General features: G+C 73.3%; 17 protein-coding genes. 11 read left to right on the plus strand and 6 right to left on the minus strand.

The genetic code is table 11. The features are described from left to right. Positions 1-19 precede the first annotated feature (19 nt). Entirely contained in the window at positions 20-2,473 is a 2,454-nt protein-coding gene (gene pcrA / locus ACFWUY_RS17135) for a DNA helicase PcrA (RefSeq protein ID WP_384108181.1), read from the plus strand. Positions 2,474-2,537: 64 nt separating this feature from the next. Here pcrA and ACFWUY_RS17140 read toward each other — a convergent pair whose 3' ends face one another. Beyond that, positions 2,538-4,145, minus strand: coding sequence for a peptidoglycan DD-metalloendopeptidase family protein (locus ACFWUY_RS17140; RefSeq protein ID WP_384108183.1), 1,608 nt, complete (start codon positions 4,143-4,145; stop codon positions 2,538-2,540). Positions 4,146-4,369: 224 nt separating this feature from the next. Then, the gene (locus ACFWUY_RS17145; protein ID WP_384108185.1) at positions 4,370-5,161 is read right to left on the minus strand and encodes an esterase/lipase family protein; all 792 of its coding nucleotides are present in this window, start codon (positions 5,159-5,161) and stop codon (positions 4,370-4,372) included. A gap of 304 nt (positions 5,162-5,465) precedes the next feature. Between ACFWUY_RS17145 and ACFWUY_RS17150 the strand changes: the two genes are divergently transcribed. Further along, complete coding sequence (locus tag ACFWUY_RS17150; RefSeq protein WP_384108187.1) at positions 5,466-5,873, plus strand: cobalamin B12-binding domain-containing protein; 408 nt, start codon at positions 5,466-5,468, stop codon at positions 5,871-5,873. A gap of 205 nt (positions 5,874-6,078) precedes the next feature. Here the strand turns inward: ACFWUY_RS17150 and ACFWUY_RS17155 are convergent, their stop codons facing one another. Both ACFWUY_RS17155 and ACFWUY_RS17160 read right to left on the minus strand, forming a co-directional pair. After that, on the minus strand, positions 6,079-7,926 hold the full coding sequence (locus ACFWUY_RS17155; RefSeq protein WP_384108189.1) for a DUF5691 domain-containing protein: 1,848 nt from the start codon (positions 7,924-7,926) through the stop codon (positions 6,079-6,081). Next, positions 7,923-9,278: an SWIM zinc finger family protein gene (locus ACFWUY_RS17160; protein WP_384108191.1), complete on the minus strand. Its 1,356-nt coding sequence runs from the start codon at positions 9,276-9,278 to the stop codon at positions 7,923-7,925. Before ACFWUY_RS17160 ends, ACFWUY_RS17155 begins: the two co-directional genes overlap by 4 nt. Positions 9,279-9,424: 146 nt before the next feature. On the opposite strand from ACFWUY_RS17160, the gene ACFWUY_RS17165 reads away from it, so the two are divergent. From ACFWUY_RS17165 to sucD, 6 genes are all read left to right on the plus strand, one after another. Then, positions 9,425-9,847, plus strand: coding sequence for a hypothetical protein (locus tag ACFWUY_RS17165; protein ID WP_384108193.1), 423 nt, complete (start codon positions 9,425-9,427; stop codon positions 9,845-9,847). Between the two features lie 144 nt (positions 9,848-9,991). After that, entirely contained in the window at positions 9,992-11,149 is a 1,158-nt protein-coding gene (locus ACFWUY_RS17170) for an AAA family ATPase (protein WP_384108195.1), read from the plus strand. Continuing rightward, positions 11,146-13,428 (plus strand): DUF5682 family protein, encoded by a 2,283-nt coding sequence (locus ACFWUY_RS17175; RefSeq protein ID WP_384108197.1) that lies wholly within the window; start codon positions 11,146-11,148, stop codon positions 13,426-13,428. The genes ACFWUY_RS17170 and ACFWUY_RS17175 overlap by 4 nt, the downstream gene beginning before the upstream one ends. A 38-nt stretch (positions 13,429-13,466) precedes the next feature. Further along, positions 13,467-14,636 (plus strand): VWA domain-containing protein, encoded by a 1,170-nt coding sequence (locus ACFWUY_RS17180; protein WP_384108217.1) that lies wholly within the window; start codon positions 13,467-13,469, stop codon positions 14,634-14,636. A 434-nt stretch (positions 14,637-15,070) separates the two neighbouring features. Continuing rightward, complete coding sequence (gene sucC / locus ACFWUY_RS17185; protein WP_384108199.1) at positions 15,071-16,249, plus strand: ADP-forming succinate--CoA ligase subunit beta; 1,179 nt, start codon at positions 15,071-15,073, stop codon at positions 16,247-16,249. 19 nt (positions 16,250-16,268) lie between these two features. Further along, positions 16,269-17,153, plus strand: a complete 885-nt coding sequence (gene sucD, locus ACFWUY_RS17190) for a succinate--CoA ligase subunit alpha (RefSeq protein ID WP_015035673.1) — start codon at positions 16,269-16,271, stop codon at positions 17,151-17,153. Between the two features lie 169 nt (positions 17,154-17,322). On the opposite strand, the gene ACFWUY_RS17195 is transcribed toward sucD, so the two are convergent. After that, positions 17,323-18,711, minus strand: coding sequence for a helix-turn-helix domain-containing protein (locus ACFWUY_RS17195; protein WP_384108201.1), 1,389 nt, complete (start codon positions 18,709-18,711; stop codon positions 17,323-17,325). Positions 18,712-18,830: 119 nt separating this feature from the next. Here ACFWUY_RS17195 and ACFWUY_RS17200 point away from each other — a divergent pair, with 119 nt between their 5' ends. Continuing rightward, positions 18,831-20,474, plus strand: a complete 1,644-nt coding sequence (locus ACFWUY_RS17200; RefSeq protein ID WP_384108203.1) for a DUF6350 family protein — start codon at positions 18,831-18,833, stop codon at positions 20,472-20,474. Between the two features lie 132 nt (positions 20,475-20,606). Here the strand turns inward: ACFWUY_RS17200 and ACFWUY_RS17205 are convergent, their stop codons facing one another. Beyond that, a complete protein-coding gene (locus ACFWUY_RS17205; protein ID WP_384108205.1) occupies positions 20,607-21,374 on the minus strand; it encodes a hypothetical protein in 768 nt (255 codons plus the stop codon). 320 nt (positions 21,375-21,694) lie between these two features. On the opposite strand from ACFWUY_RS17205, the gene purN reads away from it, so the two are divergent. Beyond that, a complete protein-coding gene (gene purN, locus ACFWUY_RS17210; protein WP_384108207.1) occupies positions 21,695-22,321 on the plus strand; it encodes a phosphoribosylglycinamide formyltransferase in 627 nt (208 codons plus the stop codon). Continuing rightward, positions 22,296-23,861: a bifunctional phosphoribosylaminoimidazolecarboxamide formyltransferase/IMP cyclohydrolase gene (purH, locus tag ACFWUY_RS17215; protein WP_384108209.1), complete on the plus strand. Its 1,566-nt coding sequence runs from the start codon at positions 22,296-22,298 to the stop codon at positions 23,859-23,861. The genes purN and purH overlap by 26 nt, the downstream gene beginning before the upstream one ends. Positions 23,862-24,011 lie beyond the last annotated feature (150 nt).

Consider the following 24,011-nt stretch of genomic DNA (forward strand, 5'->3'; position numbering starts at 1 on the left):
GTCCTAGACTCGTGAGGCGATGAGCAGCCTCTTTGACGACAGCTTCCTGGCCGGTCTCCAGAACCACTCCTCGGAGGAGCCCCCGCCCCATCCCGAGGACCACGACCACGGCTCCCCGGCCGCGGAGGAGGTCCCGCACGACCTCTTCGGGGAGCACTTCGACGCGCCCCCGCCCGCCCGGGACCCGTACTACCGGGACGGCGCGCCCCGCCCCGTCGTGGACCCCGCCGCGCTCCTGGAGGGGCTCAACGAGCAGCAGCGCGCCGCCGTCGTCCACACCGACACCCCGCTGCTCATCGTCGCGGGCGCCGGCTCCGGCAAGACCCGGGTGCTCACCCACCGCATCGCCCACCTCCTGGGCACGCGGCACGTGCACCCCGGCCAGATACTGGCGATCACCTTCACGAACAAGGCCGCCGGCGAGATGAAGGAGCGCGTCGAGCAGCTCGTCGGACCGCGGGCGAACGCGATGTGGGTGATGACCTTCCACAGCGCCTGCGTCCGCATCCTGCGCCGCGAGTCGAAGAGGCTGGGCTTCACCTCCTCCTTCTCGATCTACGACGCCGCCGACTCCAAGCGGCTGATGGCCCTGGTCTGCCGTGACCTGGACCTCGACCCGAAGAAGTTCCCGCCGAAGTCGTTCAGCGCCAAGATCTCGAACCTCAAGAACGAGCTGATCGACGAGGAGACCTTCGCCGACCAGGCCGTCGACGGCTTCGAGAAGACGCTCGCCGAGGCGTACCGGATGTACCAGGCGAGGCTGCGCGAGGCCAACGCCCTGGACTTCGACGACATCATCATGACGACGGTCCACCTGCTCCAGGCGTTCCCCGACGTCGCCGAGCACTACCGCCGCCGCTTCCGCCACGTCCTCGTCGACGAGTACCAGGACACCAACCACGCCCAGTACACCCTCGTGCGGGAGCTCGTCGGCACCGGCTACGAGGACCTCGGCCCGGCCGAGCTGTGCGTCGTCGGTGACGCCGACCAGTCGATCTACGCCTTCCGCGGCGCGACCATCAGGAACATCCTCCAGTTCGAGGAGGACTACCCGGACGCGACCACGATCCTCCTGGAGCAGAACTACCGCTCCACGCAGACGATCCTCTCCGCCGCCAACGCCGTCATCGAGCGCAACGAGTCCCGCCGCCCCAAGAACCTGTGGACGAACGCGGGCGCGGGCGCGCAGATCACCGGCTACGTCGCGGACACCGAGCACGACGAGGCCCAGTTCGTCGCCGACGAGATCGACCGGCTGACGGACGCCGGCGAGGCGAAGGCCGGGGACGTCGCCGTCTTCTACCGGACCAACGCCCAGTCCCGTGTCTTCGAAGAGATCTTCATCCGCGTCGGACTGCCCTACAAGGTCGTCGGCGGCGTGCGCTTCTACGAGCGCAAGGAGGTCAGGGACGTCCTCGCGTACCTGCGCGTCCTCGCCAACCCCGAGGACAACGTCCCGCTGCGCCGCATCCTCAACGTCCCGAAGCGGGGCATCGGCGAGCGTGCCGAGGCGATGATCGACGCCCTCTCGCTCCGCGAGAGGATCACCTTCCCGCAGGCCCTGAAGCGGGTCGACGAGGCGTACGGCATGGCCGCCCGCTCGGCGAACGCCGTCAAGCGCTTCAACGTGCTCATGGACGAGCTGCGCACCGTCGTCGAGTCCGGCGCGGGCCCCGCCGTCGTCCTGGAGGCCGTCCTGGAGCGCACCGGCTATCTGGCCGAGCTCCAGGCCTCGACCGACCCGCAGGACGAGACCCGGATCGAGAACCTCCAGGAGCTCGCGGCCGTCGCCCTCGAGTTCGAGCAGGAGCGCGGTGAGGAGCCCGCGACCCTCGCGGAGTTCCTGGAGAAGGTCGCGCTCGTCGCCGACTCCGACCAGATCCCGGACGAGGACGAGGAGGGCAGGGGCGTCATCACACTGATGACACTGCACACCGCCAAGGGCCTGGAGTTCCCGGTGGTGTTCCTCACCGGCATGGAGGACGGCGTCTTCCCGCACATGCGCGCCCTCGGCCAGGTGAAGGAGCTGGAGGAGGAGCGGCGCCTCGCGTACGTGGGCATCACGCGCGCCCGTGAGCGGCTCTACCTCACGCGTTCGTCGATGCGCAGCGCCTGGGGGCAGCCCTCGTACAACCCGGCCTCGCGTTTCCTGGAGGAGATCCCGGCCCCGTACCTGGAGTGGAAGCGGACCGGTCCGATGGCGAAGCCCGCCGGGCCGACCTCGGGGATCACCTCCTCGCTCTCCTCCTCCCGTGCGCGCTCCGGCCCCTCGGGCTTCGCCACCCGGCGCGCCGGCGGGGACAAGCCGGTGATCTCGCTCAAGGTCGGCGACCGGGTCACGCACGACCAGTTCGGGCTCGGCACGGTCATGGCGATGAAGGGCATGGGCGCCGACGCCGAGGCGACGATCGACTTCGGCGACGAGAAGCCGAAGCGGCTGCTGCTGCGGTACGCGCCGGTCGAGAAGCTGTAGCGGATACGGGTGAGGGCCCCGGCTTCGGCCGGGGCCCTCACCCGTACGTACGGGAAGACGCGGGTCAGCTGGTCGGGTCGAGACCGTGGCTGCGCAGCCAGTCCAGCGGGTCGATCGCGTAGCCGCCGCCCGGCCGGACCTCGAAGTGGAGGTGCGGGCCGGTGGAGTTGCCGGAGTCGCCGGAGTACGCGATGACGTCTCCGGCCTTGACGGAACCGGAGCGATATCTGGCGCTGCTGAGGTGGCAGTACCAGGTCTCGGTGCCGTCCGGTGCGGTCACGATCACCATGTTGCCGTAGGCGCTGTTGATCTGGGTGCGGACGGTGCCGTCCGTCGCGGCCATGACGGGCGTGCCGGTCATGACGGGAAAGTCGATGCCGGTGTGCACGGACATCCAGTTGACGCCGGACTGGCCGAAGCGCGCGCTGAGCTGGTGGAGCTTCACCGGCAGCATGTACTTGGGGCGCAGTGCCTCCTTGCGGGCCGCCTCCTCCTCGCGCTTCTTCTTCTCGGCCGCCTGGCGGGCCTTGAGGTCGATGCGCTCCTGGGTGCGGCTGGCGCGCTCGCCGAAGTCGCGGGCGTCGGCGCTGAGCGCGGCGAGCTGGGTGTCGAGCGCGTTGTTCGCCGCGACCTGCTTGACGGAGGCCGGGTCGGCGGCGGCGAGCGAGGTGGTGTCGTCCTTCTGCCCGCCTTCGGTGCCGGACCCGGTGAGTCCGCCGACGGAGGCGGCGGCGATGCCGGCCACTCCCATGACACAGGCGGAGGGGACGGCGACGGTCAGCAGCGCGGACCGCTTGGCGGGGGTACGCCGACGGCTGCGGCCGCCACTTGAGGAGCGGCGCGCGGGGCGGCCGGCGACGGGGGAACCCGTACGGATCTCGGCGGCGGGCTCGTCGTCGTGGGCGTCGTGGCGGTCGTCGGCGAGGCCCTCGGCGTCAGGGGCTTCCTCGGCGTACTCGGTGTGCTCCGCGGGCTCGGCGGGGTGTTCGTCGTACGTGTGCTCCGCCTCGGCGTGGGTCTCGGCGGTGTCCGCCCCAGCCTCGGGGACGTACTCGAACGCGAACTCCGCGGTGTGCTCGGCCCGCGGGACGTACTGCTGGGGGACGACCGGCTCGGGCTCCGCGACCTGGTTCCACGCGGTCGCGTCGTAGGCGCCGGTGTCGGCCGCGAAGGCGGGGGCGGCCCACTGGCCGGTGGCGTCGTAGGTCTCGTGTCCGTACGCACCCTGGGCGGCGTAGGCGCCGGAGTGGACGGTCTCGTACCGGCCGGTGTGCTGGGCCTCGGTCCAGGCGGAGGCGTCCCACTGGCCGGTGGTGTCGTACGAGGGGGCGGCGTCGAACTGCGGGTTCGTGTCGTACTGCCCGGTCGTCGTCCCGTACGAGTCGGTGGCCGGGTAGCCGCCGGTGGCGTCCCACTGGCCGCTCGTGTCGTACTGCCCGGTGGGGGTGCCGTACTGGTCCGTCGTGCCGTACGGGGCGCTGCCATACCTCGTGGTGTCGTACTGCCCCGTCGTGCCGTACGCGCCGGAGGCGTCGTACCCGCCGAGATCCCACTGACCGCTGTGGTCCGACGGGCTGTCGCCGTAGGCGCCGAACAGGGGGTCGGTGGCGAAACTGCCGGTGGAATGGGCGCCGTCTCCGACGTACCCGGCGTGGGGGTGCTGGTCGTTCACCAACGTCTCTCTCGCCTCGGCAGCAGGACCAGTCCGGGGCGGTTCCCGACGAGGGGTGTCCCGGGGGTAAGTAGTGGCGCGACTGTACCCGGCGGTACGCGCAGCCGACAATCTTCGGAGGACGCCGGGGCCGCAGGAAACGGGCAATCGGCAGTGTTTCGCCAGCTCACGGGCAGAGCTTTGGCCTTGTGTTCGAGGAACGTTCGAAGAACGGTCTCGGAGTGTCAGGCGACCGAGCCGGTGCCGGACTCCTCCGGCCGGGCTCCCGAGGCCTCCGGTCCTTCGGCGTCGAGGGCCTCCAGAACCCCGACGGCCACCGCCGGGTGCACGGGCAGCGCGAGATGGCCGATCCCGCTCACGCGGACGTTGTGCACGAGCAGATCGGGGTGGTCGAGGCGGGCCGTCTCCGCCGGCACCATCACCTGGTCGAGATCGCTCCAGAAACTCACGAACCGGGTCCGGCAGCCGGGCGAGGGGCCGGCGAGCTCCCGCAGCACCTCCGAACCGGGGCGCATCTGCCGCACCAGCGGATGCGCGTCGGCGAGCGGGGCCACGGTGGTGCCTTCGTGCGGAGTGCCGAGCGTGACCAGGGTGCGCACCCGGCTGTCACCGCCGAGACGCTGTACGTAATAGCGGGCGATGAGCCCGCCGAGGCTGTGGCCGACGATGTCGACCTCGGCGTGTCCCGTGCGGGCGCGGATCTCCTCCACCCGACGGCCGAGCTGCTCGGCGGCGGCCCGCAGGTCACAGGTGAGCGGTGAGTAGTTGAGCGACTCGACTCGGTCACGGCCGTGCCGGGCGAGCGCGCGACGCAGCAGGACGAAGACCGAGCGGTTGTCCACGAAGCCGTGCAGGAGGAGGACCGGGCGTCGGCCCGGGACGACCGTCGCCGGGGGAGCGGCGGACGAGAGACGCTCGGCCACGATTCCCGACGGGTACAGGAAGAGGTGTCCGCTGAGGATCGCCAGCTCCAGAGCGGTGGCCTTCATCAGGGCGGTGACCTTGGTGAGCTCCATGGCCGGCCTCCCGAACGGCACGCGGGGCCGGACGGTACGCCGGTCCGCCGGGCCCCCGCGCCGCACGGACGGCGGCACGGAAGCGCGGCGGACCTCATCGCGGCTCCCTTTGCGACCGGACCCCACTTGCGGCTGGTGGGCCCAGGGGGAGGGCCCGAAAGCGGGGGACGGCGCAGAGCGAACATGTCCCACGTGTGATTTCCCCCTCGGTCGCCTCCGCGAAACAGCCGGGTGCATGATGCTGGAGATAACGTTCGTTCACCTCCCCGGCAATCAGGCGCGGGGGTCGCATGTGGAGGCAGTGATGGGTGTGAGCGGTCCGATCCGCGTGGTGGTCGCCAAGCCGGGTCTCGACGGTCACGATCGCGGGGCCAAGGTCATCGCGCGGGCACTCCGGGACGCCGGTATGGAGGTCATCTACACCGGGCTCCACCAGACGCCGGAGCAGATCGTCGACACCGCGATCCAGGAGGACGCCGACGCGATCGGCCTCTCGATCCTCTCCGGTGCGCACAACACGCTGTTCGTGAAGGTCCTGGAGCTCCTCAAGGACCGCGACGCGGAGGACATCAAGGTCTTCGGCGGCGGCATCATCCCCGACGCGGACATCGCGCCGCTGAAGGAGAAGGGCGTGGCCGAGATCTTCACGCCGGGCGCGACGACGGCGTCCATCGTCGACTGGGTGAACGCGAACGTCCGCGTGGCCGCTTAACACGCGCACCGGTCCGCACGTCACGCCTTCAGGGCCCTCCCCGGGACGGGTGTTCCGAGGAGGGCCCTTCGCCGTGTCAGGGGTCTTCCGCCCTGTCGGGAGCCGATGGTGTCGGGGAGTCGCGCCGGGGCGGCCGGGGCAGGACGGTCGGGTGGCTGGAGAGGACGGCCGGGGCGGGGCGGTCGGGTCAGTGGTTCGCCGGCTCTTAGGGGCGCCGGGGTTCCGGGGCCGTCGGCGGCTCCGTGAGTTCGGCTCTCATCGCCGCGCGCAGGCGGAGCGTGGAGACCAGGCGCTGGAAGGCCTCGGCCCAGTAGCCGCCCGCGCCGGGAGCGATGTGCTCCGCCTCGTCGGGCTGGGCCGTCAGGGATTCCAGCTGCCGCGCCGCCTCCGGGGCGAGGCAGCGCTCCGCGAGACCCATCACCCCGCTGAAGCTCCATGGGTAACTCCCCGCGTCCCGCGCGATATCGAGGGCGTCGATCACCGCACCGCCGAGCGGCTCCGCCCACGGCACCTCGCAGACGCCCAGCAGCTGGAACGCCTCCGACAGACCGTGGGCCGCGATGAACGCCCCGACCCAGAGAGCCCGTTCCTCCGGGGGCAGCGTCGACAGGAGCTGGGCCCGCTCGGCCAGCGACGAGGTGCCCGGACCCGTCGCGGGCGGGGTCGCGGGAGATCCGAGGAGCGCGCGCGACCAGGCCGCGTCCCGCTGCCGTACGGCCGCCCGGCACCAGGCCGCGTGCAGTTCGCCCTGCCAGTCGTCGGCGACCGGGAGGGCCACGATCTCCTCCGGGCCGCGCCCCCCGAACCTGGGAGGCCAGCAGGACAGCGGAGCGGCCTCGACGAGCTGGCCCAGCCACCAGGACCGCTCGCCCCGCCCCGCCGGGGGCGTCGCCGTGAGACCGTCCCGCTGCATGGCCGTATCGCACTCGTGCGGAGCCTCCACGGCGATCGTCGGCGTCCCCGCCGTCCGGTCGAGTCCGACGCAGGAGACCGCCCGGCCCGCCATCCGGCCCGCGAGGGCCGAGGCCGGCAGGGCGGAGAGCAGCTCGGCGGCGGTGGCGCGCACGTTGCGGCTGCGGTCACCGAGGGCCGCCTCCAGGAACTCCTCGTCCGCGCCGGAGAGGCCGGTCCGCAGCGAATCGAGGAACATCAGCCGGTCCTCCGCCCGCTCGGCGGACCAGGTGGACGCGAGGAGGGCGAGTCCGGCCGCCGGGTCCTCCGTCCGCACGGCGGCGAGCAGGGCGACCCGCTCGGCGAACAGACCCTCGTCCCACAGGGTCCGTACGCCCTCCGGGTCGTCGGTGGCCGGCAGGGAGCCACCGGCGCCCGCACCTCTGAGGGCGAACCTCCACTCGGGGTTGAGCCGGGCCAGCCACAGGCCGCGCGGTCCGGCCAGCCGAAGGGCCTGGGGCCGCAGATCGGTGCGGGCGCGGGCCGCGTCGAGGAGGGCGGGCAGCGTGGCGGCGGGCGCCTTGTACCCCCGCTCGTTGGCGAGTGCCAGCCATTGCGGGAGCAGCTCGGCGAGGTCGGGAGCCGCCCCGCGACGCCCGGCGGGAGAAGGTGCGGTCCGTCCGGCGAGCAGTTGGCCGAGCCGCCGCCCGGCTGCCTCGGGCAGCGGTCCGCGCGGGTCGTCGGGGGCGGGCTCCGGAGGCGTCGCGGCGGGTCCGGGGCGCAGCCCCGCCCTGCGCCGTACGGTGTGCAGTGCGGCGGCGTCGAGCAGGGCACCCGGCAGGTCCCGGCCGGTCACTCCGGCGAGCGCGGCGGGCGCCCGCCGGTCCGTACCGAGCAGCGCCGAGGTGACGAGCTCCTCCCAGACTCCGTCCTCCCGGACACCCTCCTCGTGCTCCTCGTGGACGCCATCCGCACCAGCAGCAGTAGGCACAGCACCCATACCGGCACCGGCACCGGCATCGGCACCGGCACCGGCACCGGCACCGGCACCGGCACCGGCACCGGCATCGGCGTCGACGGCGAGAACAGGAGTGGTGGGGTTCGTCGTGGCCTTCTCCATCGGTGCTCCGGACAGGTCGTGGGTGGCCGTGGGCGGGGTCATATGAGGGGGACCGTCTCTCCCGGAGCCTCCGGGGACCAGGCGGCGAGCGGGGTGAACCCCCGGTGCCCGCACTCCCCGAAGACCGTGACCGGTGCGCCGCCCGACAGGGCGACGAGACGCCAGAGCCCGGGCCGGGACTGGGCGACGGGCGTCAGCGGCAGGGCCTCGCGGCCGTCCGCGTCGGCCAGCTGCCAGCCGTACTCCGCGCGCGCGGGAACGACCCCGCTCAGCGTCACGGGCCAGGAGTCCAGCCAGGGGTCGCCGGTCAGCGCACGGCCGTACGCGTCGAGGGCCTCGCCCACCGGGCCGCCCGGTGGTGGAGTGGCCGGGACGGCCACCGGGACGAGGTCCTCGCCCGGCTCCGCCCGTAGCTGACCGGAGCCCGCGTGCGGGGTGACCTCCCCGTCGAGCACCGCGCCCACGGGGAGTGCGAGTCGGGGAGCCCGGCCGGCCGCGCCGAAGGAGAGCAGCAGTGCCGTGCGCCCGCTGGTCGTGCCGTGCAGCCAGACACGCCGGGTGGTCAGCCGGGCGTCGGCCGTGTCGTACTGCGCGAGGACGAGCCAGTGGTCGCGCACCGGGACGCCGTCGACCGGGGCGGTGAGGCCGACCCGGGTCCGTACGGTCGTCGCGAACGGAGCGGGCAGCCGGTCGGCGGCCAGCCAGGCACGGTCGAGGAGGTGGGTCAGCGCGCACTCCTCGAGGAGCCGCACGGGCCAGCCGGGACCCGAGCCCGGGATCGCCCCCAACTCCCTCACCCGGCCCGCGAGTCCCGGGGCCTGGGCGTCGACCATGCGGGCGGCCGTCTCCTCCCACAGTCCGTACCCCGACTGCTCGGCCGCCGCGAGACCGCCGTGCAGCAGGTCGGCGAGCCGCTGCTCCAACTCCTGCGCGCCGGAGGTGATCCGGGCGGCTCTCCGCTCGGCCCTGCGGCGCGCCGCCTCGGGGTCCGCCGGGCCTTCGGGAGTGTCGCCGCCGGCCCGCCGGGAGGCGCTCCCGGTGCTCCCGGCGCGTCCGCGCCGTGTCGTGAGCCAGTGCCCGGCCCAGTCGGGCGCGGCGGATTCCTCGAACCCCGCCCCGTCCGACGCCCGGAGCAGCAGCAGGCCGAGCGCGTGCTTGCAGGGAAACTTCCGGCTGGGACAACTGCACATGTACGCAGGCCCCGTGGCGTCGACGACCGTCTGGTACGGCGAGCCGCCGCTGCCCTCGCACCGGCCCCAGACGGCCCCCTCGCCGCAGCCCGTACCGGACCACGGCCCGGCCGTGCCGAGCCTGCTTCCCGCTCTGCGCGAGGCGTCGTCAGGAGCCAGTGCCAGCACCTGCTCGACCGTCATGCGCACCCCCATGGCATTCATGTCTCCGACGGTAGAGGTCGCCACTGACAACGCTTCCGGCCTGGGGAGTTCGGGCCGCGGGGCGCCCCGGAGGCAATTTGACTTTACTCTTCCTTTACGATTGCCTGCCCGGGCCGATCGATCCGCATCACGTCCAGGGGGAACCCATGCAGCGCACCGTCCGCACCGTCCGCACCGCCGTCTCGGCCCTCGCCGTCGCCGGCCTCGCCCTCGGCCTCGGCGCCTGCTCCGAGGCCGCCGAGAAGGCCGTCGACCAGGTCGACAAGTCGGTGACCGAGTCCTACGAGGTCACCTACGAGGTCACGGGCACGGGCATCGAGTCCATCGACTACCACGCCGGTGACGGCACGGCGATGGCGCCGAAGGTCGAGTCGGAGAAGAAGCCGGCCACGCCGTGGAAGAAGACGGTGAAGCTGAAGGGCATCATGCCGCCGGCCGTCATGCCGGTCTCCCTCACTCCCGCCGACCTCACCTGCAAGGTCATCTACCAGGGCAAGGTCATCAAGGAGGCCAAGGCCGAGCAGGCGATGGCGGGCGGCTGCGTCGCCGTCTCCCCGATCGTGGGCTGATCCCGGCCGACCCCGTGGCCGCACCGGGGGCGAGCTGACCCTCCCTCACCCCCTCAACCTCCCCTGACCTGCGGAGACTCCGATTGTCAGTGGCATGGTGCACGGTGGATCACACAGCAGGTCGAACGATCTGGAGGGGGATCCATGCCCGTGCCCGAAACCATCGCGCAGCCCGGTTCCGGTGTCGAGACGGACGCCGGACCGGGGCGGCCGCAGCCCGTGACCGAGGTCCTGCGGCCGCACGCGGAGCACGCCTTCGCCGACGAACTCGCCGCGCTCGGCGCGGCCGACGACCGGCCCCGCCCCGCCCGCTGGCGCCTCTCGCCGTGGGCCGTCGCCACCTACCTCCTCGGCGGCACCCTTCCCGACGGGACGGTGATCTCACCCAAGTACGTGGGACCGCGCCGTATCGTGGAAGTCGCCGTCACCACCCTCGCCACCGACCGGGCACTGCTCCTCCTCGGCGTGCCCGGCACCGCCAAGACCTGGGTCTCCGAGCACCTCGCCGCCGCCGTCAGCGGCGACTCCACCCTCCTCGTCCAGGGCACCGCCGGCACCCCCGAGGAGGCCGTCCGGTACGGCTGGAACTACGCCCGGCTCCTCGCCCACGGCCCCAGCCGGGACGCCCTGGTGCCCAGCCCCGTGATGCGGGCGATGTCACGGGGCGCGACCGCCCGCGTCGAGGAACTCACCCGCATCCCAGCGGACGTCCAGGACACGCTCATCACGATCCTGTCCGAGAAGACCCTCCCCGTTCCCGAACTGGGCGAGGAGGTGCAGGCCGTCCCCGGCTTCAACCTGATCGCCACGGCCAACGACCGCGACCGCGGAGTCAACGAGCTCTCCAGCGCGCTGCGCCGCCGCTTCAACACGGTGGTCCTGCCACTGCCCGCGACCCCCGAGGCGGAGGTCGACATCGTCGCCCGCCGCGTCGAGCAGCTCGGCCGCTCCCTGGAACTGCCGGCCGTCCCGGCGGGTGTCGACGAGATCCGACGGGTCGTCACCGTCTTCCGCGAGCTGCGCGACGGGGTCACCACCGACGGACGGACGCGGGTCAAGTCCCCCTCGGGGACGCTCTCCACCGCCGAGGCCATCTCCGTCGTCACGGGTGGCCTCGCCCTCGCCGCCCACTTCGGCGACGGCGTCCTGCGCCCCTCGGACATCGCGGCGGGCATCCTCGGCGCGGTCGTCCGTGACCCGGCGGCCGACCGGGTCGTCTGGCAGGAGTACCTGGAGACGGTGGTCAGGGAGAGGGACGGCTGGAAGGACTTCTACCGCGCCTGCCGCGAGGTGAGCGTATGACGCCCCCCGCCACGGGCCGGGGCGGTGGCGGTCCGCTGCTGCTCGGGGTGCGGCACCACGGGCCCGGGTCGGCGCGGGGGGTGCGGGCCGCCCTGGAGGCGGAGAAGCCCGCCGTGGTGCTCGTCGAGGGCCCCGCCGAGGCCGACGCCCTCGTCGCGCTCGCCGGGGACCCCGACATGCGACCGCCGGTCGCCCTGCTCGCCCACGCCGTGGACGACCCCGGGCGGGCCGCTTTCTGGCCGATGGCCGCGTTCTCGCCCGAGTGGGTCGCGATCCGCTGGGCCCTCGACCGGGGCGCCGCCGTCCGGTTCGTCGACCTGCCCGCCGCGCACACCCTCGCCGCCTCCGACCCCACCTGGGACGACAGCGAGGACGAGGTGTCCGGGAGCGGAGCGCCGATCGACCCCGTCGCCGAACTCGCCGCGGCCGCCGGGTACGAGAACGCCGAGCGCTGGTGGGAGGACGCCGTCGAACTGCGCGGCGACGGCGACCCGACCGCCCCGTTCGAGGCCCTCGCCGAGGCCATGGGCGCACTCCGCGAGGCGTACGGACACGGCGGACACCCCCGCGACCTCGTCCGCGAGGCGTACATGCGGCTCCAGCTCCGCGCCGCCCACAAGGAGTTCGGCGACGCCGTCGCCGTCGTCTGCGGCGCCTGGCACGTCCCCGCCCTCGCCCGGAGGACCACCGTCGCCGCCGACCGGGCCCTGCTCAAGGGTCTGCCCAAGGTGAAGACCGAGCTGACCTGGGTCCCCTGGACCCACCGCAGGCTCGCCCGCCGCTCGGGATACGGCGCCGGGATCGACTCGCCCGGCTGGTACGGGCACCTCTTCGCCGCCCCCGACCGGCCCGTCGAGCGCTGGATGACCAAGGTCGCCGGACTCCTCAGGGCCGAGGACCACCTCGTCTCCTCCGCCCACGTCATCGAGGCCGTCCGGCTCGCCGAGACCCTCGCCGCCCTGCGCGGCCGGCCGTTCCCCGGCCTCGACGAGACGACCGACGCCGTCCGCGCCGTCCTGTGCGAGGGCTCCGACGTGCCGCTCGACCTCGTCAGGGACCGCCTCGTCGTCGGAGACGTCCTCGGCGAGGTCCCGGCCGCCGCCCCCGCCGTACCCCTCCAGCGGGACCTGGCCCGCCGCCGGCGCACCCTGCGCCTCAAGCCCGAGGCCACCGAGCGCGACCTCGCACTCGACCTCCGCAAGGAGATGGACGGCGACCGCAGCAGGCTGCTGCACCGGCTGCGGCTCCTCGGCGTCCACTGGGGCGAACCGGCCGCGGGACGCGCCGGCACCGGCACCTTCCGGGAGACCTGGCGGCTGCGCTGGGAGCCCGAGCAGCACGTCCAGGTCGCCGAGGCCGGCGTCTGGGGCACCACCGTCGAGGCCGCCGCCACCGCGAGGGCCCACGCCCGCGCCATGTCGGCGACCGTCCTCGCCGACGTCACCGCCCTCGCCGAACAGTGCCTCCTCGCCGGGCTCACCGACGCGCTCCCCGTCGTGATGCGGGCGCTCGCCGACCGGGCCGCGCTCGACACCGACGTCGCACACCTCGCCCAGGCCCTTCCGGCCCTCGCCCGCTCGCTGCGCTACGGCGACGTGCGGGGCACCGGGACGGCGGCCCTCGCCGAGGTCGCCGCCGGCCTCGTCGAGCGGATCTGCGTCGGCCTGCCACCCGCCTGCGCCGGGCTCGACACCGACGCGGCCGCCACCATGCGCGAACGGATCGACGAGGTCCACCAGGCCGTGGCCCTGCTGCCGGGAGCGGCCGGTCCGACCGAGCGCTGGGCAGGTGTCCTGCGCCGGCTCGCCGACCGCGACCGGGTCCCCGGCGTCCTCAGGGGCCGGGCCGCCCGGCTCCTCCTCGACGAGGGCCGGCTCGCCGACGAAGAGGCCGCCCTACTCATGAGCCGCTCTCTTTCCCCCGGCACCCCGCCGCCCGACGCCGCCGCCTGGATCGACGGCTTCGTCGGCGGCGCTTCCGGCGGCGGACTGCTGCTCGTCCACGACGAGCGGCTCCTCGGCCTGGTCGACGCCTGGCTCACGAGCGTTCCGGCCGAGGCGTTCACCGATGTGCTGCCGCTGCTGCGCCGCACCTTCTCGGGGTACGAGCCGGGCGTACGCCGCACCCTCGGCGAGCTGGTCGCCCGGGGCCCCGGCAGCGGCGGCCCCGGACACGCGGCGGCCCGGGTCCCCGGCTTCGCCGCCACGTCCGACCGGGACCGGGCGGACGCCGTGCTGCCCCTCCTCCACCTCGTCCTCGGCACGGAGGTCATGGCATGAGCGCCGACACCAGCACCGGCACGGAAGCCGGCACCGGCATGGGCGCCCGTACCCGCGGGGGAGGCGCGGACGACGAGCGGCTGCGCCGCTGGCGGCTCGTCCTCGGCGGCGGGGACGCCGACGGCACCGGCCGGGCCCTCACCGGAACCGACGCCGCCATGGACGGAGCGCTCACCGCGCTCTACGGACACCAGGGACAGGGGGACCGCACCGGGCGGGACCGCTCCGCCGGCCTCGGCGCGTCGGCGCCCTCCGTCGTCCGCTGGCTCGGCGACATCCGGACGTACTTCCCCAGCCCCGTCGTCCAGGTCATGCAGCGCGACGCGATCGACCGCCTCGGCCTCGCCACCCTCCTCCTGGAACCGGAGATGCTGGAGGCCGTCGAGGCGGACGTCCACCTGGTCGGCACTCTGCTCTCCCTCCACAGGGCCATGCCTGAGACGACCAGGGAGACGGCACGGGCCGTCGTGCGCAAGGTCGTCGACGACCTGGAGAAGCGCCTCGCCGCCCGCACCCGTACGACGCTCACCGGCGCCCTCGACCGCTCCGCCCGGATCAGCCGGCCCCGCCACCGGGACATCGACTGGGACCGCACGATCCGCGCCAACCTCAAGAACTACCTGCCCGAGCACCGCACGGTCGTCCCCGAGCGGCTCATCGGTCACGGGCGCGCCTCCCGGGGGATACGGAAGGAGGTGGTGCTCTGCGTCGACCAGTCCGGTTCCATGGCCGCCTCCGTCGTCCACGCCTCCGTCTTCGGCGCGGTGCTCGCCTCCATGCGGTCCATCGCCACCCGGCTCGTCGTCTTCGACACGGCCGTCGTGGACCTGACCGACCGGCTCGACGACCCCGTCGACGTCCTCTTCGGCACCCAGCTCGGCGGCGGCACCGACATCAACCGCGCCCTCGCCCACTGCCAGTCGAAGATCACCCGTCCGGCCGACACCGTCGTCGTCCTCGTCAGCGACCTGTACGAGGGGGGCATCCGTGACGAGATGCTGAAGCGGGTCGCGGCGATGAAGGCGTCCGGCGTCCAGTTCGTCGCGCTGCTCGCCCTCTCCGACGAGGGCGCCCCGGCCTATGACCGCGACCACGCGGCGGCGCTCGCCGCGCTCGGGGTCCCGGCCTTCGCCTGCACCCCCGATCTGTTCCCGGAGGTCATGGCGGCCGCCCTGGAGAAGCGCCCCCTGCCGATCCCCGCCGACTGACGGCCCGGGCCGGCGCCGGCCACCCCGGCCCGCCCCGGAGGTGCGGAATCCGTCGTCGCGGGACCACCCGCACGGGTGCCCGAGGCGCGACTGAGGTCCATATCACACAGCCGCCGGAACGCCCCTCACTCGTATCCCCGGCGCGTCGTGAGGGGCCGGGAGCCCAGGCCCCGCCTGCCGTGAACGCCGCACGTCCCCGCCCTCCACCCCCTACGCACGGCCTTGCCGCCCCTACGGTCTGTGACCCGTATCACCGCCCTGTTGTGATCTGCGATTTAGGGACCCACGCCCCTCGGAGATAACCTGCGAGACGGACATGCCGCGTCCACGGACACCGTGTACGCCTTCCTTGTGACACTGAGCAGTCACGTTGCCCTTCGCGGCACGCCCACGCAGACAACGAACCGCGATCATCAGAAAAGGGACGGACGCGCGTGGACCTGTTCGAGTACCAGGCGAGGGACCTCTTCGCCAAGCACGGTGTACCGGTGCTGGCCGGTGAAGTCATCGACACGCCTGAGGCGGCGCGCGAGGCCACCGAGCGTCTTGGCGGCAAGTCGGTCGTCAAGGCGCAGGTGAAGGTCGGTGGCCGCGGCAAGGCCGGCGGCGTCAAGCTGGCCGCCACCCCGGACGAGGCCGTCGCCCGCGCGACGGACATCCTCGGGATGGACATCAAGGGCCACACGGTCCACAAGGTGATGATCGCGGAGACCGCTCCGGAAATCCTCGAGGAGTACTACGTCTCGTACCTCCTCGACCGCACCAACCGCACCTTCCTCGCCATGGCGTCCGTCGCCGGTGGCATGGACATCGAGGAGGTCGCCGCGACGACCCCCGAGAAGCTCGCGAAGGTGCCCGTCGACTCCAACACCGGTGTCGACATCGAGAAGGCCCGCGAGATCGTGGCCCTGGCGCAGTTCCCGGCCGACGTGGCCGAGAAGGTCGCCGAGGTCCTCGTGACCCTGTGGAAGACCTTCGTCGCCGAGGACGCGCTCCTCGTCGAGGTCAACCCGCTGGCCAAGGTCGCCTCCGGCGACATCCTGGCGCTGGACGGCAAGGTGTCTCTCGACGAGAACGCCGACTTCCGTCAGCCCGAGCACGAGGCGCTCGAGGACAAGGCCGCAGCCAACCCGCTCGAGGCTGCCGCCAAGGCCAAGAACCTCAACTACGTCAAGCTCGACGGCGAGGTCGGCATCATCGGCAACGGCGCCGGTCTGGTCATGTCGACCCTGGACGTCGTCGCGTACGCCGGTGAGAACCACGGCGGCGTGAAGCCGGCCAACTTCCTCGACATCGGCGGCGGCGCCTCCGCCGAGGTCATGGCGAACGGCCTGGAGATCATCCTCGGCGACCCGGACGTCAAGTCCGTGTTCGTCAACGTCTTCGGTGGCATCACCGCCTGTGACGAGGTCGCCAACGGCATCGTCCAGGCCCTGGAGCTCCTGAAGTCGAAGGGCGAAGAGGTCACCAAGCCGCTGGTCGTGCGCCTCGACGGCAACAACGCGGAGCTGGGTCGCAAGATCCTGTCGGACGCGAACCACCCGCTCGTGCAGCGCGTGGACACCATGGACGGCGCGGCCGACAAGGCCGCCGAGCTCGCGGCTGCGAAGTAAGGGACGAGGTCAGAACACCATGGCTATCTTCCTGACCAAGGACAGCAAGGTCATCGTCCAGGGCATGACCGGTGCCACGGGCATGAAGCACACCAAGCTCATGCTGGGCGACGGCACCAACATCGTCGGTGGCGTGAACCCGCGCAAGGCCGGCACGACCGTCGACTTCGACGGCACCGAGGTCCCGGTCTTCGGCTCCGTCGCCGAGGCGATGAAGGAGACCGGCGCCAACGTCTCGGTCCTCTTCGTCCCGCCGGCGTTCGCGAAGGCCGCCGTCGTCGAGGCGATCGACGCCGAGATCCCCCTCGCGGTCGTCATCACCGAGGGCATCGCCGTCCACGACTCCGCCGCCTTCTGGGCGTACGCGCAGGCGAAGGGCAACAAGACCCGCATCATCGGCCCGAACTGCCCCGGTCTCATCACCCCGGGCCAGTCCAACGCCGGCATCATCCCGGGCGACATCACGAAGCCGGGCCGCATCGGCCTGGTCTCGAAGTCCGGCACGCTGACGTACCAGATGATGTACGAGCTCCGCGACATCGGCTTCTCCTCCGCCGTCGGCATCGGTGGCGACCCGGTCATCGGCACCACGCACATCGACGCCCTCGCGGCGTTCGAGGCGGACCCCGACACCGACCTGATCGTCATGATCGGCGAGATCGGCGGCGACGCCGAGGAGCGTGCGGCCGACTTCATCAAGGCCAACGTCACCAAGCCGGTCGTCGGCTACGTCGCGGGCTTCACCGCGCCCGAGGGCAAGACCATGGGCCACGCCGGCGCCATCGTCTCCGGCTCCTCCGGCACCGCCCAGGCGAAGAAGGAGGCCCTCGAGGCCGCGGGCGTCAAGGTCGGCAAGACGCCGACCGAGACGGCCAAGCTGGCGCGCGCCATCCTCGCGGGCTGAACAGGCTGGACCGGCTGAACGGCTGGGCCGGCTGAACGGGCTGATGCGCACAGCAGCCCGACAGCGCCCGACAGGCGGTAGCAGTACATGAGAGGGCCCCGCCCCCACCCGGTCTCCCGGGAGGGGCGGGGCCCTCTCACGTACGTACGGCGGAGTACGACGAACGGACCTACTCCGCCGCCGGGACCAGCCGCTCGGGACCCGGGTTCGGCTCGGAGCGCAGCCGGTCGCGGAGCTCCACGTCCTCCGGGCGGAGCTTCTGCGGGCCGCCGCGCACCGGCACGCCGTTGACGGTCTCGCCGGGGGCGTTCACCGGGATGTACCGGGTCGGCGCGGTCACCGCCGTGAAGCCCGTCACGCCGATGAGAACCGCCGTCACACCGAGGACCGCCCGCGTCCACGTACGGGCCAGACGCTCGCTGCCCGTCCGGACCGCGCGGGCCGCCGGGAGGGTCACCGTCGGCGCCTCCGTGACCAGCGCGCCGAGCCGCCGGTGCAGGGCCTCCGAGTCGGCGAGCTCGGGGATCCGCTGCCCGAGGACCGTGTGGGCGTACAGCAGCCGGTTGGCGGCGGCGGGGGTGCTCGCCTCGGTCTCGGCCGCCGTCTCCGGCAGGTCGAGGCCGAGTCCGTCGTAGAGCAGGACGGTACGGCGGTACGGCGGCGGCAGTTCGAGGAGTGCGGCGAGCAGCGCCCTGCGGTTCGCCTCGGTCGGCGGGGCGTCGGGGTGCTTGTGCACCCGGCGCAGCCGGTGCCAGGGGGAGAGGGCGTACTCGTACGCCGCCGCCCGCACCCAGCCCACCGGGTCCGCGTCGACGGCGACCTCGGGCCAGTGCTGCCAGGCGTGGTGGAAGGCGTGTTCGACGGCCTCGCGGGAGAGCCTCCGACGGCCGGTCAGCAGGTACGTCTGGTGGACGAGGCCGGGCGCGGCGTGTCCGTAGAGCGCGTCGAAGGCCTCCTCCGGGGTGAGTCCCGGTACGGCGGGGGGCGCCGCAGGCTCAGGGGCCGCCGTCTCCGCCGCCACCGGTTTCAGGCGCTCCTGCGGCTGAGGAGTGCCCTTGCGCGCGGGGCCGGAAGCGGTGGTCGGAGGGAGGACCCGTGGCGGCTTGGGGGCCCGCTTGGCGGCGGCCCTGGGCCGGACGTTGCCGGAGCCGGCGGGCGAGGCCCGGAGCGGGGACGACGGAGCGGCCCCGGACGCCGGCGCCCGCGTCTCCGCTTCCTGTGCCTGTGCCGCCGACCGCGTTCCCGTCGGCTCGGCCTGCGGTTCTCGCTTCGGCCGTTCGTGTGTCGGTGGCTCCGGTGGCGGGGACCCGGCCGGCTGTTCCGGAGAGGGCGCGGCGCCGTCGGGCTCGTACGAGCCGAGCAGCTTCGCGTACGCCTCACGCTTGCGGCCCCGTGGCGCCGAACGCCCGGTCTCCCACGACTTGACCGTGGCCTTCGTGACGCCCATGGCCTCGGCGACCTGCTCCTCGCTCAGGGCGAGGGCCTCACGCAACCTGCGCCGCTCCTTCGGGGTCGGCAGGGTGGCGGAGGGGGCGGAATCCGCTGTGCTCCGGCTCATCGGCGTCGACCTCCCGCAGAGCTGCTCTGGGCGGAAAAGTACATAAACGTATCTTGAGCGACACAACGGATGTTTGCCTGTTACGGGGCAAAAGCGCGTGTCGTTGGCAGCATGGCTCCGTGACCCATGTGACCGAGCACCCCCTGGTCCAGGGCGGCCGTTCCGCCGCGCTCGCCACCGCCTGCGTCCGTGGCGGGGTCGCCGCCGGACTCGGTCTCGGCGCCCTCGCGGTCCTGGTGGTCGCCGCCTGGATCAGCTCCCCGCACCCCGACAGCGGCCCCGGCGGCGCCCTCCACCTCACGGCCGGGCTGTGGCTGCTCGCCCACGGGGTGGACCTGGTCCGTACGGACACCCTGTCCGGCCTGCCCGCACCCCTCGGCGTCGTCCCGCTGCTCCTGGCCGCCCTGCCGGTCTGGCTCGTCCACCGGGCCGCCCGCGACACCCTCGACACGGGTGGCGACGGCGACCGGCCCCGTCCCTCCGCGAGCGGCGCCTTCGCCGCCGTGACCGGGGGATACCTGCTGGTCGCCGCCGTGGTCGTGGTCTACAGCGCGAGCGGCCCGCTGCCCGCGGACCTGGTCACCGCCGGGCTCTGGCTGCCCGCCGTCGTCGCGGGCGCGGCGGGTGCCGGGGTGTGGACGGCGCTGGGCCGCCCGCTGCCCGGGCAGCGGCAGGCGGTCGTCGCCCTGCGCGCGGCCGGGCTCGGCCTGGTGACGCTGCTCGGCGGCGGAGCGGTGGCCGCGGCGGTGTCGCTGGCCTGGCACGCGCGCGAGGCGCAGGCCGCGTACACCGGCCTGGCGGGGGAGTGGTCCGGGCGGGTGGCGGTCCTGCTGCTCGTCCTCGCGCTGCTGCCGAACATGGCCGTATGGGGGGCCGCGTACGGCCTCGGGCCGGGCTTCGCCCTCGGTACGGGCGCGCTCGCGACCCCGCTGGGTCTCGTCGGCGACCCGGCCGTGCCCCCCTTCCCGCTGTTCGCCGCGCTGCCCGCCGAGGGGCGCGGGACGTGGCTCCACTGGGCGGCCGCGGCGGCCCCGCTGGCCGCCGCGGTGGTCCAGGGCCTGCGGGTGGGCCGTCCGGCGCGGACCTGGGCGGCGCGGGACACGGCGCTCGCGGCGCTGGGCGCCGCCGGGGGGTGCGGGGCGGCCGTCGCCGTCCTCACGGGCGCGGCGGGCGGCGCGCTGGGCACCGGCAGGCTTTCCGTGTTCGGCCCGGTGTGGTGGCAGACGGGCGTGGCGACGGTCCTGTGGGGTGCCTGTCTGGGCGTCCCGGTGGCCTTGGGAGTACGGGCCTGGGGACGCCGTGCCCTCCGCCCGAAGCCCCCTCGGGTGCCGGCGCCCCCGTCCCCGGCAGGCGCGGGAGCGGTTGCAGGGGCAGGGGCGGCGGCAAGGAACGGTCCGGTGGTGGCCGACGACGGCCGCGCTCCGGGCCCTCACGCAGGCCCCGGCTCAACCCCGGGCACCGGCCCCGAGGCCGGTCAGGACCCGGGCGCCGGTCCCGTACCGGCCTCGGCCTCCAGCCCCGTACGGGCGCTCGTCTCCGGCCTCGGAACCGTGCTCGGTTCCGGCATGTCCCCGCCCGCCCCCGGCGGGTCCGCGTCCGAAGAGGGACGGTCGGGCGCGGACCGGGTCAGGTCGGCCGGTGGTGACCGGTCGGCCTCCTCGGCCTCCGATCTCGGGCTCGACGACGACCCGTACGGCGATTCCGCCTTCGAGCCGTACGACTACCTTCCGGCGGCCTGGGAATCCTCCCCGCCGCCGCCCTGACAAGGACCGGCCCCGCTGGTTCCGGGCTCGCCGCTCCCTGGCCGGGGTCGACCCCCTGCTCCCGACGCAGGGGCCGGCCCTCTGCTCTTGGCGCAAGGCCCGGCCCCTGTTCCCGACGCAGGGGCCACCCCGCTACTCCCGGACCCCGAAGCCCGCGCGGAGCGGCTTCGGCAGGAGGTCGTTGCAGGCCAGCTGGCCCGCGTGGGTGAGGGCGTCGTCGCGGCACTCGTAGAAGTCGCTGTAGACGAGCCGCATGGTGAAGCCCATCGCGACGATCATCAGCGCCACGCTCGCCGCGACCAGGCCGCTGATCGCGGCCGTGCGCATCGAGCGGAGCGGGGTCGCCGTAGCGCCCTGTCCGGAGGGCCGGCCCGACGGCCGTCCCGAGGGCTGAGACGTCGGGGCGGACTCCGGCTGTGATGTCGGCGACAGCTCCGTCGCCGGCTTCGGCTTGGTGCGCAGCGAGCTGATCGCCCAGTAGAGGCCCAGGGCACCGAGGAGCAGAGCCAGTTCCGGGATCTCGAAGATGGCGAAGAAGAAGGCCCACATGCCGGCGAGGATCGCGTACCGCGCACGCCGCTGCGCCGGGTCCTTCGGATCCCAGCGGAGCCCCTGGCGCCCGTTCCCGCCCTGGTCGTTCCCGCCCTGATTGTTCCCGCCGTCCGGGCCGTCCGGGCCGCCCTGACCGCCCTGGCGCTCGGGTCCGCGGCCGAAGCCGTCGTTCGAGGGGCCCGGCTGGCGCGGGCTCCAGCGGCCGTCGGACGGCCCCGACGAGTCCGGGGCCCCGGACGCTTCGTCGTCCGAGCCCTCCGGTCGCCGTGGCTGCCACGGCTGATCCGGCCGGCCCTCGGGCGGCGGAGCGAACGGGTTGTTGTCGTCCGTGGACTGGCGTTCCGGCATCTGCTGAACGTCTTCCCTCTGTCGTCTCGACCACGGCCGCGCCCGTGGTCTCCGCTGCTGTCTCGTCTGCTGCTGCGTACTGCTCGGTGCTGCTGGGTGCCGCTCGTCCGCTACGCCGCCCGGGTGGCCGACCGGGGTCGGCCGGGAGGCGTGCGTCGGCGTCGGACCCTGACGCTACCGCCCTGCTCCGCCCCCGTCCCGTGGGGGCCGTCCCGTGTGCCGGTATCGTTGCTGACGGTCGAGCCATTCGTAGGGTTCCCCGTATCGAGCGGCACGATTCGTTCGTACGACCGTACAAACACCACGGAAAGAGTGACCCAGTGGCTGCCGCCCGTCTCGTCGTCCTGGTCTCCGGTTCCGGTACCAATCTGCAGGCCCTCCTCGACGGCATCGCCGCGGACCCCGAGTACGGCGCGGAGATCGTCGCCGTCGGCGCCGACCGCGACGGCATCGCCGGTCTGGAGCGCGCCGAACGCGCCGGGCTGCCCACCTTCGTCTGCCGGGTCAAGGACCACGCCACCCGCGAGCTGTGGGACCACGCCCTGACCGAGGCCACCGCCGCTTACGAGCCGGACCTCGTCGTCTCGGCCGGTTTCATGAAGATCGTCGGCAAGGAGTTCCTCGCCCGCTTCGGTGGCCGGGTCGTCAACACCCACCCGGCCCTGCTGCCCAGTTTTCCCGGTGCCCACGGGGTGCGTGACGCCCTCGCCTACGGCGCGAAGGTCACCGGGTGCACCGTCCACTTCGTCGACGACGGTGTCGACACCGGCCCGATCATCGCCCAGGGCGTGGTCGAGGTGCGGGACGAGGACGATGAAGCCGCTCTGCACGAGCGCATCAAGGAAGTCGAGCGCTCGCTGCTCGTCGACGTCGTGGGGCGTCTCGCCCGGCACGGCTACCGCATTGAGGGACGAAAGGTTCATGTCGGTGAACACGGACACCGTTAAGCCCATCCGCCGCGCGCTGGTCAGCGTCTATGACAAGACGGGGCTCGAAGAGCTGGCCCGCGGTCTGCACGAGGCCGGTGTCGAGCTCGTCTCCACCGGCTCCACGGCCGGGAAGATCGCCGCAGCCGGGGTGCCGGTCACCAAGGTCGAGGAGCTGACCGGCTTCCCCGAGTGCCTGGACGGCCGGGTCAAGACGCTGCACCCGCGCGTGCACGCCGGCATCCTCGCCGACCTGCGCCTGGAGTCGCACCGCGAGCAGCTCGCCGAGCTCGGCGTGGAGCCCTTCGACCTGGTCGTCGTGAACCTCTACCCGTTCCGCGAGACGGTCGCCTCCGGCGCCACCCCGGACGAGTGCGTCGAGCAGATCGACATCGGCGGCCCGTCCATGGTCCGCGCCGCGGCCAAGAACCACCCGTCCGTGGCCATCGTCACCAGTCCGGAGCGGTACGCCGACGTGCTCGCCGCCGTCAAGGCCGGCGGCTTCGACCTGACCGCCCGCAAGCGGCTCGCCGGCGAGGCCTTCCAGCACACCGCCGCGTACGACGTGGCCGTCGCCTCCTGGTTCGCCGACGACTACGCGGCCGCCGACGACAGCGGCTTCCCCGACTTCCTGGGCGCCACGTACGAGCGGAACAACGTCCTGCGCTACGGCGAGAACCCGCACCAGGGCGCCGCGCTGTACGTCGACGGCACGGGCGGCCTCGCCGAGGCCGAGCAGCTGCACGGCAAGGAGATGTCCTACAACAACTACACGGACACCGACGCCGCGCGCCGGGCCGCGTACGACCACACCGAGCCCTGCGTCGCGATCATCAAGCACGCCAACCCGTGCGGCATCGCGATCGGCGCCGACGTCGCCGAGGCCCACCGCAAGGCGCACGCCTGCGACCCGCTGTCCGCGTTCGGCGGCGTCATCGCCGTCAACCGTCCGGTGTCGGTCGAGCTGGCCGAGCAGGTCGCGGAGATCTTCACCGAGGTCATCGTCGCCCCGGCGTACGAGGACGGCGCGGTCGAGGTCCTCGCCAAGAAGAAGAACATCCGTGTGCTCCGCGCCGACGGCGCCCCGGCCAACCCGGTCGAGGTCAAGCCGATCGACGGCGGCGCGCTCCTCCAGGTCACCGACCGCCTCCAGGCCGAGGGCGACGACCCGGCGAACTGGACCCTGGCGACCGGTGAGGCCCTCTCCGCCGAGGAGCTCGCCGAGCTCTCCTTCGCCTGGAAGGCCTGCCGCGCGGTCAAGTCCAACGCGATCCTGCTCGCCAAGGACGGCGCCTCGGTCGGCGTCGGCATGGGTCAGGTCAACCGCGTCGACTCCGCGAAGCTCGCGGTCGAGCGCGCGGGTGAGGAGCGGGCGGCCGGCTCCTACGCCGCGTCGGACGCCTTCTTCCCCTTCCCGGACGGCCTGGAGATCCTCACCGCGGCCGGCGTGAAGGCGGTCGTGCAGCCCGGTGGCTCGATGCGGGACGAGCTGGTCGTGGAGGCCGCGAAGAAGGCCGGCGTGACGATGTACTTCACGGGGACGCGCCACTTCTTCCACTGAGTCGCGCACGGAGTCGTACCGATTCCAGCGAGTCGTACGGACAGCGGGGCGGGGGGCGGGCGGGGCCCGGGGGGGGGGGGGCCGCGCCCCGGACGCGCAGGCCCGGGGGGGGGGGGGCCGGGGGAGCGCAAGGTGGGGGGGTGGTGGGTT

This window comes from Streptomyces sp. NPDC058664, from assembly GCF_042716635.1.
Lineage (GTDB): Bacteria > Actinomycetota > Actinomycetes > Streptomycetales > Streptomycetaceae > Streptomyces.

What these genes read in the sequence shown, in the direction of transcription:
- ACFWUY_RS17165 (WP_384108193.1), top strand. Translation starts at nt 9,425, where the DNA reads ATGCAGCGCACCGTCCGCACCGTCCGCACCGCCGTCTCGGCCCTCGCC.
- ACFWUY_RS17195 (WP_384108201.1), bottom strand. Translation starts at nt 18,711, where the DNA reads ATGAGCCGGAGCACAGCGGATTCCGCCCCCTCCGCCACCCTGCCGACC.
- ACFWUY_RS17170 (WP_384108195.1), top strand. Translation starts at nt 9,992, where the DNA reads ATGCCCGTGCCCGAAACCATCGCGCAGCCCGGTTCCGGTGTCGAGACG.
- ACFWUY_RS17155 (WP_384108189.1), bottom strand. Translation starts at nt 7,926, where the DNA reads ATGACCCCGCCCACGGCCACCCACGACCTGTCCGGAGCACCGATGGAG.
- purH (WP_384108209.1), top strand. Translation starts at nt 22,296, where the DNA reads ATGTCGGTGAACACGGACACCGTTAAGCCCATCCGCCGCGCGCTGGTC.
- ACFWUY_RS17205 (WP_384108205.1), bottom strand. Translation starts at nt 21,374, where the DNA reads ATGCCGGAACGCCAGTCCACGGACGACAACAACCCGTTCGCTCCGCCG.
- ACFWUY_RS17160 (WP_384108191.1), bottom strand. Translation starts at nt 9,278, where the DNA reads ATGAATGCCATGGGGGTGCGCATGACGGTCGAGCAGGTGCTGGCACTG.
- sucD (WP_015035673.1), top strand. Translation starts at nt 16,269, where the DNA reads ATGGCTATCTTCCTGACCAAGGACAGCAAGGTCATCGTCCAGGGCATG.
- pcrA (WP_384108181.1), top strand. Translation starts at nt 20, where the DNA reads ATGAGCAGCCTCTTTGACGACAGCTTCCTGGCCGGTCTCCAGAACCAC.
- ACFWUY_RS17175 (WP_384108197.1), top strand. Translation starts at nt 11,146, where the DNA reads ATGACGCCCCCCGCCACGGGCCGGGGCGGTGGCGGTCCGCTGCTGCTC.
- ACFWUY_RS17145 (WP_384108185.1), bottom strand. Translation starts at nt 5,161, where the DNA reads ATGGAGCTCACCAAGGTCACCGCCCTGATGAAGGCCACCGCTCTGGAG.
- ACFWUY_RS17180 (WP_384108217.1), top strand. Translation starts at nt 13,467, where the DNA reads ATGGGCGCCCGTACCCGCGGGGGAGGCGCGGACGACGAGCGGCTGCGC.
- ACFWUY_RS17150 (WP_384108187.1), top strand. Translation starts at nt 5,466, where the DNA reads ATGGGTGTGAGCGGTCCGATCCGCGTGGTGGTCGCCAAGCCGGGTCTC.